The organism is Streptomyces sp. NPDC058373 (genome assembly GCF_042723275.1).
GTDB lineage: Bacteria > Actinomycetota > Actinomycetes > Streptomycetales > Streptomycetaceae > Streptomyces.
In genome coordinates, this window is the sequence record NZ_JBHXJE010000001.1 from 191,021 (window position 1) to 204,293 (window position 13,273).

A 13,273-nucleotide genomic window follows, 5' to 3' on the forward strand; every position below is an offset into this window, starting at 1 on the left:
CGGTGTCCGCCGACTGTCACAGGCCTGTCACAGGGCCTGTCGGCGTGTGGATGAGGTAAGGGAGCGCTCCACCTGTCGAACTCCGCGACGGCATGGGACAGAATGGCGCCTGTGCCTTCCCTGTTGCTGATCGAGGACGACGACGCCATCCGTACGGCCCTGGAGCTGTCGCTGACACGCCAGGGGCATCGGGTGGCGACCGCTGCCACCGGTGAGGAGGGTCTGACGCTCCTGCGCGAGCAGCGGCCGGACCTGATCGTGCTGGACGTGATGCTGCCGGGCATCGACGGCTTCGAGGTGTGCCGGCGCATCCGCCGCACCGACCAGTTGCCGATCATCCTGCTGACCGCGCGCAGCGACGACATCGACGTGGTGGTCGGGCTGGAGTCGGGCGCCGACGACTACGTGGTCAAGCCGGTGCAGGGCCGGGTGCTGGACGCCCGTATCCGCGCGGTGCTGCGGCGCGGCGAGCGGGAGTCGAACGACGCGGCGGTCTTCGGGTCGCTGGTGATCGACCGGGCCGCGATGACGGTGACGAAGAACGGCGAGGATCTGCAACTGACCCCCACCGAGCTGCGGTTGCTGCTGGAGCTGTCCCGCAGGCCCGGGCAGGCGCTCTCCCGGCAGCAGTTGCTGCGGCTGGTCTGGGAGCACGACTACCTCGGTGACTCGCGGCTGGTGGACGCCTGTGTGCAGCGGCTGCGCGCCAAGGTGGAGGACGTGCCGTCCTCGCCGACGCTGATCCGTACCGTGCGCGGCGTCGGCTACCGGCTGGACGCCCCTCAGTGAGACCGGCACACACCGCCGCCCCGCGGGGCGGCGAGAGCCGCGCGCCCGAGGAGCGGGGCGGCGCGGGCGACGAGGGCCTGATCGACGAGACGGGCGAGGGCCGCAGGGCGCGCGGACGGCTGCTGGCCGGGCTGCGCCTCACCAGCCTGCGGCTGCGGCTGGTGCTGGTCTTCGGCCTGGTCGCGCTGACCGCTGCCGTCTCGGCCTCGGGGATCGCCTACTGGCTCAACCGGGAGGCGGTGCTGACCCGGACGCAGGACGCGGCGCTCAGCGACTTCCACCAGGAGCTGCAGAATCACGCGGCCGCGCTGCCGCCGCACCCCTCGCAGGCCGAACTGCGGGACGCGGCGACCGAGATGGCCGACTCCAGCCAGCACTACAGCGTGGTCCTGCTGGCCGAGAACGCCGAGCACGCGGGCGGCCAACGCGTCGCGGGCAACTCCGACCTCGACTCCTTCACCGTGGCCGACGTGCCCCGGTCGCTGCGCGACGCGGTCGGCGAGGAGCACAAGGGGGCCTCCGGCGACCCGGCGGCGTACCACCTGTTCTGGCAGCGGACGGTGGAGGACGGGACGCCCTATCTGATCGGCGGGGCGCAGGTGGCCGGGGGCGGGCCGACCGGGTATCTGAAGAAGTCGCTCCAGGCGGAGGCGGACGACCTCAACTCGCTGGCCTGGTCGCTGGGGATCGCGACGACGCTGGCGCTGATCGGCGCCGCGCTGCTGGCGCACGCGGCGGCGACGACCGTGCTCAGGCCGGTGCACCGGCTCGGGGTCGCCGCCCGGCGGCTCGGCGAGGGCAAGCTCCACACCAGGCTGCGCGTCTCGGGCACCGATGAGCTGGCCGAGCTGTCACGCACCTTCAACCGGACGGCGGCAGCCTTGGAGAAGCAGGTCGACGCGATGAGCGACCGGGAGGAGGCGAGCCGCAGGTTCGTCGCCGACATGTCGCACGAGCTGCGGACGCCGCTGACCGCGATCACCGCCGTCACGGAGGTGCTGGAGGAGGAGCTGGACGCGGAGACCGGCAGTGTCGACCCGATGATCGAACCGGCGGTGCGCCTGGTCATCGGCGAGACCCGGCGGCTGAACACGCTGGTGGAGAACTTGATGGAGGTGACCCGCTTCGACGCGGGCACCGCCCGGCTGGTCCTGGACACCGTGGACATCGCCGACCAGATCACCGCCTGCATCGACGCGCGGGCCTGGCTGGACGCGGTCGAGCTGGACGCCGAGCGGGGCATCATGGCCCACGTCGACCCGCGCCGCCTCGACGTGATCCTCGCCAACCTCATCGGCAACGCCCTCAAGCACGGCGGCTCCCCGGTCCGCGTCTCGGTCCGCGTCGAGCCACCCGGCGACCCGGCCGACGCCGAGGCCGGGGACCAGCTCGTCATCCGGGTACGCGACCACGGGCCCGGCATCCCGGAGGAGGTGCTGCCGCACGTCTTCGACCGGTTCTACAAGGCGAGCGCCTCCCGGCCGCGTTCGGACGGCAGCGGGCTCGGCCTCTCCATCGCGGTGGAGAACGCGCACATCCACGGCGGCGACATCGGCGCCGCCAACTCCCCCGACGGCGGGGCGGTCTTCACGCTGCGGCTGCCGATGGACGGCGGCGAGGTGGAGGCCGAGGGCGACGAGGACACCGGCGACGACGGCGGGCACGGCACCGCCGCACCGGGTGGGGAAGGCGGCGACCGGCGGTGACGCGGAGGATGGCGGTACGGGGGACGGCCGGGCTGGCGCTGGCGGCGGCGGCCGCGACCGTGCTGGGCGGCTGCGGGATCCGGGCGACGGAGGTGCCGACCGACTTCGGCCCGGCCCCGTCGCGGGCCGCCTGCCAGGTGGCGGGGGGCGAGGTCACCGAGCCGGGCGCCCAGGAGTTCACGGCGGCCGTCTCGCTGATGTGCGGCGGGCGGCTGGTCGACGTCGACCGGGTGCTGCCGCTGCGCGAGCGGCAGGCGGCCGACCCGGTGCGGATGGCGGGGGCGCTGCTGGAGGAGCTGGGCCGGAGCCCGTCGAACGGGGAGGAGCGGGCCGGTTTCACCACGGACGTCCGGGGCGGGCTGACGGTCGCGGGCCCCGGCGAAGGCGACCCGCGGGGCGCGCTGCGCCTCGGAACCCTACCCGAGGACCTCTCCGTCTTCGCACTCGCACAGGTCGTGTGCACCTTCTCCGAGAGCCCGGCCGCCGCCTCGGACGGCTCCGTCGTCCTCGGCGGGCCCGACGACTCGCCGTTGCGCCGTTACTCCTGCACTGACGAGGTACGCACCCGGCCCGGCACCGCGCCGACGCCCGCCCAGACCGTCGCCCCCTGATCCGTACCCGCCGCGCGCCGCCCCGGGACCGACCGCCCGGCCGGTACGGACACGGTGCGCTACGAAAGCCGGGCCAGATCCCCCCGACAGCCGGGAACCGCCGGAGCCGCACCCCGCGTCCTTGGATGCGTGCAGCGTCAAGGCTGGGGCGGCGAGAGCGCCCCGATCGGCTTCCGTGCGGCTGGGGGTCTCCTCCTCGTCGCCCATCTCCTCCTCGTCGGATGGGTCACGCTGCGTCCCCTGGACGTCCCCTGGGTGAGCGCGACCAATCTGCATCCGCTGGCCGGCATCCGCGCCGACCTCGCCCGCGGCCCCGCCGAGGCGGCGGGGCGGATCGGCTCCGGCATGCTCCTCCTCGCTCCCCTCGGCATCCTGCTGCCGCTTGCCGACGGGCGGCTCCACGTGTCCCCGGTCGGTTCGCTGTTGCGTACGGTTTCGGCGGCCTCGCTCATCTCGCTGGCCATCGAACTCCTCCAGACGGGTGTGCCCGGCCGCGTGGTGGACGTCGACTCGGTGCTGCTGAACACCGCGGGTGTGGCCCTGCTCCACCTCGCCGTCGTCCCCGCCGCCCGGGCCCGGCTGCGCAGGCCGCCGGCCGGGCCGGGCCGCCCGGCGCCGGGGGCCCGGGGCGGTGCGGGGCGTTCGGAGGCCCGGCGGCCCGGGGCCGGCTCCCCGGAGGTGCTCCGCCGGTGGGACGAGGGCCGGGCTCAGGGTGCGACCCCGACGATTTCCAGGGTGGGTATCGCCCCGTAGAGCGAGGCTTCGCCGTATTCGTCTCTCGTACCGTGGGAAGGAGAGCGGGACATCCGGTCCGGACGGGCCGGAGCCCCGCGCGAGACCCGGACCGGGTCTCGTACCGACGGTTCGCGAAGGAGTTCTCATGTCCTCCAGCCTGGTCCGGCCCACCCGCGGACGGATGATCGGCGGTGTGTGCGCCGCGCTCGCCCAGCGCTTCGGCACCTCCGCGAACACCATGCGCGTGATCTTCGTGGTGTCCTGTCTTCTGCCGGGACCGCAGTTCCTGCTCTACCTGGCGCTGTGGTTCCTGCTGCCGAGCGAGAAGAGCGTCGCCAGGGAATCGTGGTGACCCGCCGCCCCGGGCGCACCGCCGGGGCACACGGAACGCGCCGACGGCCGGGCCTCCCTCACAGGGAGACCCGGCCGTCGGTGTGAGCGCCGGTGCGCGGGTGGGTCAGCGGCCCAGCAGGGTGTCGGTGGGCAGGCCCTCGACGGGGAGTTCGCCGACCGGGGGCACGTCGGCGAGCAGGGAGCCCGGGTCGCTGGTGGCCTTGTCGACCAGGGCGTCGGCGCCCAGGCCCGCCGCGCGCGCCCCGCTGCCGAGGGCCTCGGGGGCGCCCGCCGGGAGGGTGGCGGAGGCGACCTCGCCGACCGGCAGGGTCTGGTCGACGGTGGCGAGGGTGTCGGACGCGGAGGTGGGCAGGCCGGTGTCGGCTGTGGCCACACCCGCTCCGGCGGCCGCGAAGGCGGCGCCGAGCGCGACGGCGCCGAGGGACTTGGCCGCGATCATCGCGGACTTGGTGGGCTTGGCGTGCTTGGCGGTCTTCTTCATGGGACACGTCCTTGTGAGGGGGCGGGCGGCCTTGCGCCGGGGCGCGGTCCCGGGCCGGGCCCGGTGGCGCCACGGCGGTCGGCCGTCTCGGTGGGGGTGGCTGCCGTACGCGCCGCGCCGGACCGGGCTCGCCCGGCCCCGCCGGGGCCCCGGCAGGTGGCCGCCACCGCTCCGGCGGCCGTGGCGACCGTAGCCACGCCGCCGGGCGGCCCACAAACACCCGCCGGGCCGTGTCAGCACCCGGAACTGACCCCTCAGCCGTTGCCCGGGGAAACCTTCCTCACTGGTCCGCGGCGGGGGAACCGCTGGTGGGGACGGTCTCCCGGAAGAGCCACGCCGAGCGGAGTGCCGCGTACCCGGGCTTGATGACCTCGTTGATCATGGCGAGGCGTTCATCGAAAGGAATGAACGCGGACTTCATCGCATTGACGGTGAACCACTGCATGTCGTCGAGCGTGTAGCCGAACGCCTCGACCAGGTGCGCGAACTCGTCGCTCATCGAGGTGCCGCTCATCAGGCGGTTGTCGGTGTTGACCGTGGCGCGGAAGCCGAGGCTGCGGAGCAGGCCGATGGGGTGGTCGGCGTAGGAGGTGGCGGCGCCGGTCTGGAGGTTGGAGGTCGGGCAGAGCTCCAGCGGGACGCGCTTGTCGCGGACGTAGGAGGCGAGCCGGCCGAGCTTCACCGAGCCGTCGTCGGTGACCTCGATGTCGTCGATGATCCGCACACCGTGGCCGAGCCGGTCGGCGCCGCACCACTGGAGCGCCTGCCAGATCGACGGCAGGCCGAAGGCCTCGCCGGCGTGGATGGTGAAGTGGTTGTTCTCCCGCTTCAGGTACTCGAAGGCGTCGAGGTGGCGGGTGGGCGGGAAGCCGGCCTCGGCGCCCGCGATGTCGAAGCCGACGACACCCGAGTCCCGGTGACGGTTGGCCAGCTCGGCGATCTCCAGCGAGCGGGCGGCGTGCCGCATGGCGGTCAGCAGGGCGCCGACGCGGATGCGGCGGCCCGCCTCCAGCGCCCGGCGCTCGCCCTCGCGGAAACCGTCGTTGACCGCATCGACCACCTCTTCGAGGGAGAGGCCGCCGTCGAGGTGCTGCTCGGGGGCGTAGCGGATCTCGGCGTAGACGACGCCGTCGGCGGCGAGGTCCTCGGCGGCCTCGGCGGCGACCCGGAAGAGGGCGTCGCGGCTCTGCATGACGCCGACGGTGTGCGAGAACGTCTCCAGGTACCGCTCCAGCGAACCGGAGTCCGCGGCCTCCCGGAACCAGCGGCCGAGCTTGTCGGGGTCGCTCTCGGGCAGCGCCGAGTATCCCTGTTCGACGGCGAGTTCGGCGATCGTGCCGGGGCGCAGGCCACCGTCGAGGTGGTCGTGGAGGAGCACCTTCGGGGCGCGGCGGATCTGGTCGGCGTCCGGGGAGGGGGCTTTCTGGCCCGCGATCTGGCTCGTCATTGCGGCACTGTACCTCCTACGCGCGTAGACCGGCAGGGCGGCCGGGAGACCGGCGCCGGGCGGCGGCGCGCCGATATGTAACGGTGACCCGCCGTACAGGTGGCGTACGCCTCGGCTTCTGAGACTGTTCTGTCGTGACCCAGCCCACGACGCCGGTACGGGACCCCCGGCTCGGACGCATCATCTCCGCCACCCCGGCCGCCGTCGCCGGGGTGGTGCTGCTGCTCCCCTCCGGCCTGCCCGACTCCGACCGCAGACCCCCGCCCCTCGCCGACCGGCGCACCCGCGCACTCGCCCGCCGCCTGGCCGCCGAGGGCAGCGCGCACGGCATCGCCGCCCATGTGGTGCGCTACCGCTGCCGGGGCTGGAACGGCTCCCGCGCCGACCTCGCCCAGGACGCCGCCTGGGCCGCCGACGAGGCGGTCCGCCGCTACGGCGACGTGCCCGTCTGCCTCGCCGGACTCGGCATGGGCGCCCGCGCAGCGCTGCGCACCGCGGGCCACCCCTCGGTCACCTCGGTCCTGGCGGTGGCCCCCTGGCTGCCCGAGGAGAGCACCGACGCCGACCGGGAGCCGGTGCGCCAGCTCGCCGGACGCCAGGTGATGATCGTGCACGGCACCAACGACGAGCGCTGCGACCCGGAGCTCTCCTTCCGCCTCGCCGAGCGCGCCAAGAAGTCCAACCGGGGCATCTGCCGCTTCGAGGTCCACTCCGACGGCCACGCCCTGGCCCAGCACCGCGCCGAGGTCCTCTCCCTCTCCGCCGACTTCGTGCTCGGCGCCCTCCTGGGCACCGACTTCTCCCGCCCCGTCGCCGACGCCTTCGCGGCCCCGCCGCCGCTGGGGCTGCGGATGCCGCTGGCGTCGGGGTTCGGGCGGTCGTTGCGGCATTGAGAAGGGGACGCCACGGCGCCGCTCGCGGGCCCGGCCGGCGGTTGGCCTCAAACGCCGGCCGGGCTAGGGGTGCCGGTCGGTCCCGGGCGTCCCGATGGCCTGACCGGGCCTTGCCTCGGCCCGGGGACGGGATGCGGGCCCTACCGCGCACCGGTCACCGATCGGCCTCAAGCGCCGGCCGGGCTGGGTGGGTGCGGGCTGCTGTTCCCGGTCCTGATCGATGTTCTGAGCAGATACCCGTCGGCTCCGACTGGCAAGAGCCGCGCTGCACAGCTCATGAGCCTCCTGGACGCGTCCCTGCGCACGCCCCGCCAGGCTGAGGGACAGCCGCCCGGCGTCGGCGGGCTGCTCGCCCTGTGCAGGGACGCCGTCGACGGCGTCCCTCATCCCGGCAGCAGGTGTCCCCGGCGGGAGAGCAGGAAGCGTTTGAAGGCGGCGACCGGTGGGGTGTCGGGGTGGCCGGACATCCAGGCGACCCCGATCTCGCGGACGGCTCGGGGCGCGGTGACGGTCAGTTCGACCACGCCGGGGCGGGGGACGGCCGGGGGCGGCAGCAGGGCGACGCCGAGACCCGCGGCGACCAGGCCGCGCAGGGTCTCGGCCTCCTCGCCCTCGAAGGCGACGCGGGGGCGGAATCCGGCCTCGGCGCAGAGGGCGTCGGTGATGCGGCGCAGGCCGTAACCCGGTTCGAGGGTGACGAAGGCTTCGTCGGCCGCCTCGGCGAGGCGGACCCGGCGGCGGGTGGCGAGGCGGTGGTCGTCGGGGACGACCAGCCGCAGCCGCTGCTCGTCGAGGCGGCGGGCGACCAGGTCGGGGGCGTCCGGGACGGGTGAGGTGAGGCAGAGGTCGAGGCGGCCCGCGCGCAGCGCCTCGATCATCCACTCGCCGTAGTTCTGCACCAGGGTGAAGCGGACGTGCGGGTGGTCGGCGCGGAAGGCGCGGATCAGCGCGGGGACGGTCTCCGAGCCCATGGTGTGCAGGAAGCCGAAGGCGACCTTGCCGGAGGTGACGTCGGCGTCGGCGCGGACCGTCTCGGCGGCCTTCTCGACCTCGCCGAGGGCCCGCTCCACCGAGGCGGAGAAGGCGCGGCCGGCCGGGGTGAGGGTGAGGGTGCGGCCGTGCCGGGCGAAGAGGTCGACGCCGAGGTCGCCCTCCAGCCGGGCCAGCGACCGGGAGAGGGTCGACTGCGGCATGCCGAGTTCCTCGGCGGCGCGGGTGACGTGCTCGGTGCGGGCGACGGCGGCGAAGTGGGCGAGGCGGGGCGCGAGCAGGGCGGGCCAGGTGCCTGGTTCGAGGGCGGTGGCGGGGGTGGCCTGGGCGCCGGGGAGGGCGCCGCGAGCGGTCACCGGAATGTCTTGCGCGTTACTGTTCTGCGACAGCCGCCGCTGTGAACTGGCCTCATGCGTCATGGGATCGATTATCGCGAATCCATGCATTGGACGGATGAATCCGAGCGTTCTACGTTCGACCCATGCCTCCCGCCAGTACCGGGGCGTCCGCGACTCTCGTGGACGCCCGCGTTCCGTCTGTGTCCCCGAACTCCCCGATCCACCCGGCCGCTCCGCCGCACCCTGCCGCCCCCGCCGCGTCCTCCCGGTCCACCTCGGCCGGGACCACTCCCCCGGCGGCGCCCGCCGACACGCGGATGACGCCCGGTGGCCCCGGCTACCGCCGGATGAGCCTCGCCCTCTTCGCCGCAGGTCTGGCGACGTTCGCCCTGCTCTACTCCACCCAGGCGCTGCTGCCGCTGATCTCCGCCGACCTCGGCGCGACGGCGAGCGCGGCGAGCTGGACGGTCTCGGCGGCCACCGGCGGGCTCGCGCTCTGTGTACTGCCGCTCAGCGCCCTCTCCGAGCGGTTCGGGCGGGCCCGGCTGATGACCGTCTCGCTCTCGGTGGCCCTGCTGGTGGCGGTGGTGGTGCCGCTCGCCCCGGACCTCTCCACCCTGGTGGCGCTGCGCGCCGTGCAGGGCGCGGCGCTGGCGGGCGTGCCCGCCTCGGCGATGGCGTACCTCGGTGAGGAGGTGCGGCCGCGGGCGCTGGTCGGCGCGATCGGCATGTTCGTGGCGGGCAACAGCATCGGCGGGATGAGCGGCCGGATCGTCACCGGCTGGATCGCCCAGGAGTGGGGGTGGCGTCCGGCGCTCGCCGTGATCGGCCTGGTCTCGGTCGCCTGCGGCCTGGTCTTCCGCGCGCTGCTTCCGGCGCCGCGCCACTTCACCCCCGCGACGCTGCACCCCCGCGCGGTGGCGGCCACCGTCGCCGGGCACCTGCGCAACCCGCTGCTGCTGCGGCTGTACGCGATCGGCGGGATGTTCATGACGGTCTTCGGCGCCGTCTACACGGTGATCGGCTACCGCCTGACCGCCGAGCCCTTCTCGCTGCCGCAGGGCGTCGTCGGCTCGATCTTCGTGGTCTACCTGGTCGGTACGGTCGCCTCGGCGCGGGCCGGGCGGCTGGTGGCGCGGCTCGGGCGGCGCGGCACGCTCTACCTGTCGGCGGGGACCACCGCGGCCGGTCTCGCGGTGTCGCTGGCCGACTCGCTGGTGCTGATCGTGGCCGGTCTGGTGCTGATCACCGCCGGTTTCTTCGCCGGGCACGCGGTCGCCTCCTCCTCGGTGAGCGCCACCGCGACCAAGGGCCGCGCACAGGCCTCCGCGCTGTACCAGTCGGCGTACTACATCGGCTCCAGCGTCGGCGGCGTCCTCGGCGCCGTCGCCTTCCACGCGGCCGGCTGGACGGGTACCGCGCTGATCGGCGCGCTGGCCGTGCTGGCGGTGGCGGGGCTGACCCTGATGGGGACGTACGCCGCCCGCGCCGAGCGGCACCGGGCGCCTGTCGCCTGCTGAAACCGCCGTCTCCCGCACTGCCCCGACTCGCCCTCGAACAGGGCCGGTTGGGGCAGTTTAGCGCTCCGGGCGCGATTGCCGGCGCCCTGCGGTAGCTTCCGAGTACGGGAGCTTTTCCGGGCCCGGCGCGGCCTCGCGCCGGGGCGACGACGGGTGAGTGGGGCTGATGGCACAGATGCCGGTGACGACGGAGTCGGCGGGAGAGGGCGGGGGCCCGGCCCCGGCGGGAGAGCTCGACGCCCTGCTGGAGAGCCACCGCACGGAGCTGACCGGGTACTGCTACCGCGTGCTCGGCTCCGCCTTCGAGGCGGAGGACGCGGTGCAGGACACCTTCGTCCGCGCCTGGCGGGCGTACGACCGGTTCGAGGGCCGCTCCTCGCTCCGCTCCTGGCTGTACCGCATCGCCACCAACGTCTGCATGGACTCGCTCAACGCCGGGAGCCGCCGCGCCCGCCCCGTCGACCTGACCCCGGCCACCCCGCTGGCCCAGGCGGCGCTCAACCCCCGCCCCGACAACACCTGGCTGGAGCCGGTGCCCGACGCCCGTGTCCTCCCCTCGCACTCCGACCCGGCGGAGACGGCGGTGGCCCGCGAATCGGTGCGGCTCGCCTTCGTCGCCGCCCTCCAGCATCTGCCACCCAAGCAGCGCGCGGTGCTGATCCTCCGCGAGGTCCTGGCGTGGAAGGCCGCCGAGGTCGCCGAGCTGCTGGAGACCACCACCGCCTCGGTCAACAGCGCCCTCCAGCGGGCCCGCGCCACCCTCGCCGAGCACACGGGCGCCGACGAGCGGACCGACACCGCCGACCCGCTCGACGCCGAGCAGCAAAAACTCCTCGACCGGTACGTGGCCGCGTTCGAGGGGTACGACATGACGGCGCTCACCGCCCTCCTCCACGAGGACGCGGTGATGACGATGCCGCCGTTCGACCTGTGGCTGAGCGGCACGGGCGACATCACCGGCTTCATGACCACCATCGGCGCCCCCTGCGCGGGCTCCCGCCTGATCCCGACGGTGGCCAACGGCGCCCCGGCCTTCGCCCACTACAAACCGCGGGAGGACGGCGAGCCCGGCTTCGTGCCGTGGGCGGTGCAGGTCCTGGACCTCTCCGAGGGCCGGATCACGGGCCTCCACTGCTTCCTCGACACCCCGAAGTGGTTCCCCCTCTTCGGCCTCGCCCCGGCGCTGGACGCCGAGGGGCGGCCGGTCAGCGGGGAGGACGCACCCGAGCTGCCCTCACCGGTCGAGCGGGCGCGGAAGATCATCGAGGCGGAGCGGGGCGCCGGGGCCTGACGGCGCCGGGCTCAGCGGAGGGGCGGGGTCCGGCCTGGGCCCCGCCCCTCGTGCCGTGCGCACCGGGCGGGACCGGTGGCTGCCGCCGGTCGGCGGTGGGCGGGGGCGAGCATCACGATCACGTCCGCGGCCAGCAGGAAGAGCAGGGGCCGAAGAGCATCGGCAGCAGGAGGGTGGTCATGGAGCCGCCCCGCGGAGGCGGCTGCCGTGGCGCTAATGCGACGGAGCTGGTGGCTCGCAGTGGTCACCGCCGAGGAGTGGTCCCGGCGGGGTCCTCCAGACCCAGCGGGCCGGCCAGCCCGGCCAGCGCCAGCAGGGCGCGCAGCTGCGGGGTCGGGTGGCGCAGGCGGAGGCGGCAGCCGGCGCGGCGGGCGGTGAGGCGCAGCCGGGCCAGGGCGTCGACCGCGGCGAGCTGCGGTTCACGGACGCCGGAGACGTCGCAGACGACCTCGTCGGCCCCGGCGGCCGCGAGGTCGGCCAGCTCGGCGCAGAGGCGGGGGCCGTCCGAGGGGGCGACGGGGGTGGCCAGCCTCAGGACGGCGGGATCGGTGACGTCGGCATCCACACCCGGGCAGACGGCCGGGCCGCCCGAAAGTCATCGGTGCGGCCCGGCCGTGGGGTGCGCCCGGGGTGCCGGGCGTGCGGGAGGGGAAGGTCAGGCGATGCGGTCCAGGACGATCGGCGGGGTGTCGACGGTGGTGCCCGGCGCCGCGATGTCCCAGGCGCCGCCGAGCGCTTCGAGGGCGCCCGCGAACCGCTCGTCGGTGTCGGTGTGCAGGGTCAGCAGCGGCGTGCCCTCGGTGACCGTGTCGCCCGGCTTGGCGTGCAGCTCGATGCCGGCGGCGGCCTGCACCGGGTCCTCCTTGCGGGCGCGGCCCGCGCCGAGCCGCCAGGCGGCCACGCCGACGTCGTAGGCGTCGAGGCGGGAGAGGACGCCGGTGGCGGGGGCGGTGACGGTGTGGGTGTGGCGGGCGGTGGGCAGCGGGGCGTCCGGGTCGCCGCCCTGGGCGGAGATCATCCGGCGCCAGACGTCCATGGCGGAGCCGTCGGCGAGCTTCTTCGCCGGGTCGGCGTCGTGGATCCCGGCCGCCGCCAGCATGTCGCGGGCCAGCGCGAGGGTCAGTTCGACCACGTCGGCGGGGCCGCCGCCGGCCAGCACCTCGACGGATTCGCGGACCTCCAGGGCGTTGCCCGCGGTCAGGCCCAGCGGCGTCGACATGTCCGTGAGCAGCGCGACCGTCTTCACGCCGTGGTCGGTGCCGAGGGAGACCATGGTCTCGGCCAGTTCGCGGGCGTCCTCGACGGTCTTCATGAAGGCGCCGGTGCCGCACTTGACGTCCAGGACGAGGGAGCCGGTGCCCTCGGCGATCTTCTTCGACATGATCGAGGAGGCGATCAGCGGGATCGCCTCGACGGTGCCGGTGACGTCGCGCAGCGCGTACAGCTTCTTGTCGGCGGGGGCCAGCCCGTCGCCGGCGGCGCAGATGACGGCACCGGTGGAGGCGAGCACGTCGAGGAGTTCGGCGTTGCTCAGCGAGGCGCGCCAGCCGGGGATGGACTCCAGCTTGTCGAGGGTGCCGCCGGTGTGGCCGAGGCCACGCCCGCTGAGCTGCGGCACGGCGGCGCCGCAGGCGGCGACCAGCGGGGCGAGCGGCAGGGTGATCTTGTCGCCGACGCCGCCGGTGGAGTGCTTGTCGGCGGTGGGGCGGGCCAGCGAGGAGAAGTCGAGGCGCTCGCCGGAGGCGATCATGGCGGCGGTCCAGCGGGCGATCTCGCGGCGGTCCATGCCGTTCAGGAGGATCGCCATGGCCAGCGCGGACATCTGCTCGTCGGCGACGGCGCCGCGCGTGTAGGCGTCGACGGTCCAGTCGATCTGGGCGTCGGTGAGGGGGATGCGGTCGCGCTTGGCGCGGATGACCGAGATGACGTCCATCGGTCCGGGCCTTTCTTCGGGGAGGCGGGCGGGTGCGGGTGCGGCCCGCCGTCTCGGGGCGGAAAAACGGGAGGGGCGGGGGGGGCGGGAGGCGCCCCACGCCCCCCCGCGGGGGGTTGGGGGAGGGCCCCGGGCGCGGGGGGTTTTGGGGGTGGGTCGGGGTGGGGGGGAGGCGCGCGCCGGGG

General features: G+C 74.7%; 13 protein-coding genes. 8 read left to right on the forward strand and 5 right to left on the reverse strand.

From position 1 onward, the window contains the following. Positions 1–111 precede the first annotated feature (111 nt). The 5 genes from afsQ1 (at position 112) to ACFWMZ_RS00925 (ending at position 4,193) form a co-directional block, all read left to right on the forward strand. Positions 112–789: a two-component system response regulator AfsQ1 gene (gene afsQ1, locus ACFWMZ_RS00905; protein ID WP_003948375.1), complete on the forward strand. Its 678-nt coding sequence runs from the start codon at positions 112–114 to the stop codon at positions 787–789. Beyond that, on the forward strand, positions 786–2,495 hold the full coding sequence (locus ACFWMZ_RS00910) for a sensor histidine kinase (RefSeq protein WP_383179418.1): 1,710 nt from the start codon (positions 786–788) through the stop codon (positions 2,493–2,495). Before afsQ1 ends, ACFWMZ_RS00910 begins: the two co-directional genes overlap by 4 nt. After that, positions 2,492–3,106, forward strand: a complete 615-nt coding sequence (locus tag ACFWMZ_RS00915) for a hypothetical protein (RefSeq protein WP_383179415.1) — start codon at positions 2,492–2,494, stop codon at positions 3,104–3,106. Before ACFWMZ_RS00910 ends, ACFWMZ_RS00915 begins: the two co-directional genes overlap by 4 nt. A gap of 129 nt (positions 3,107–3,235) precedes the next feature. Next, positions 3,236–3,859 (forward strand): VanZ family protein, encoded by a 624-nt coding sequence (locus ACFWMZ_RS00920; RefSeq protein ID WP_383179412.1) that lies wholly within the window; start codon positions 3,236–3,238, stop codon positions 3,857–3,859. Positions 3,860–3,986: 127 nt separating this feature from the next. Further along, positions 3,987–4,193: a PspC domain-containing protein gene (locus ACFWMZ_RS00925; protein WP_383179409.1), complete on the forward strand. Its 207-nt coding sequence runs from the start codon at positions 3,987–3,989 to the stop codon at positions 4,191–4,193. 105 nt (positions 4,194–4,298) lie between these two features. Here the strand turns inward: ACFWMZ_RS00925 and ACFWMZ_RS00930 are convergent, their stop codons facing one another. Both ACFWMZ_RS00930 and ACFWMZ_RS00935 read right to left on the reverse strand, forming a co-directional pair. Next, positions 4,299–4,676, reverse strand: a complete 378-nt coding sequence (locus tag ACFWMZ_RS00930) for a hypothetical protein (RefSeq protein WP_383179406.1) — start codon at positions 4,674–4,676, stop codon at positions 4,299–4,301. Positions 4,677–4,956: 280 nt separating this feature from the next. After that, the gene (locus ACFWMZ_RS00935; protein ID WP_383198984.1) at positions 4,957–6,123 is read right to left on the reverse strand and encodes an adenosine deaminase; all 1,167 of its coding nucleotides are present in this window, start codon (positions 6,121–6,123) and stop codon (positions 4,957–4,959) included. Between the two features lie 134 nt (positions 6,124–6,257). On the opposite strand from ACFWMZ_RS00935, the gene ACFWMZ_RS00940 reads away from it, so the two are divergent. Further along, positions 6,258–7,016 (forward strand): alpha/beta hydrolase, encoded by a 759-nt coding sequence (locus tag ACFWMZ_RS00940; protein WP_383198986.1) that lies wholly within the window; start codon positions 6,258–6,260, stop codon positions 7,014–7,016. 383 nt (positions 7,017–7,399) lie between these two features. Here the strand turns inward: ACFWMZ_RS00940 and ACFWMZ_RS00945 are convergent, their stop codons facing one another. Next, entirely contained in the window at positions 7,400–8,425 is a 1,026-nt protein-coding gene (locus ACFWMZ_RS00945) for a LysR family transcriptional regulator (protein ID WP_383198988.1), read from the reverse strand. Positions 8,426–8,487: 62 nt separating this feature from the next. Here ACFWMZ_RS00945 and ACFWMZ_RS00950 point away from each other — a divergent pair, with 62 nt between their 5' ends. Together ACFWMZ_RS00950 and ACFWMZ_RS00955 are read left to right on the forward strand one after the other, a co-directional pair. Next, positions 8,488–9,864, forward strand: coding sequence for an MFS transporter (locus tag ACFWMZ_RS00950; protein ID WP_383179393.1), 1,377 nt, complete (start codon positions 8,488–8,490; stop codon positions 9,862–9,864). Positions 9,865–10,030: 166 nt separating this feature from the next. After that, complete coding sequence (locus ACFWMZ_RS00955; protein ID WP_383179386.1) at positions 10,031–11,155, forward strand: sigma-70 family RNA polymerase sigma factor; 1,125 nt, start codon at positions 10,031–10,033, stop codon at positions 11,153–11,155. Positions 11,156–11,399: 244 nt separating this feature from the next. Here the strand turns inward: ACFWMZ_RS00955 and ACFWMZ_RS00960 are convergent, their stop codons facing one another. Together ACFWMZ_RS00960 and ACFWMZ_RS00965 are read right to left on the reverse strand one after the other, a co-directional pair. Continuing rightward, complete coding sequence (locus tag ACFWMZ_RS00960) at positions 11,400–11,720, reverse strand: STAS domain-containing protein (protein WP_383179383.1); 321 nt, start codon at positions 11,718–11,720, stop codon at positions 11,400–11,402. Positions 11,721–11,810: 90 nt separating this feature from the next. Beyond that, positions 11,811–13,088: a thymidine phosphorylase gene (locus tag ACFWMZ_RS00965; RefSeq protein ID WP_383179380.1), complete on the reverse strand. Its 1,278-nt coding sequence runs from the start codon at positions 13,086–13,088 to the stop codon at positions 11,811–11,813. Positions 13,089–13,273 lie beyond the last annotated feature (185 nt).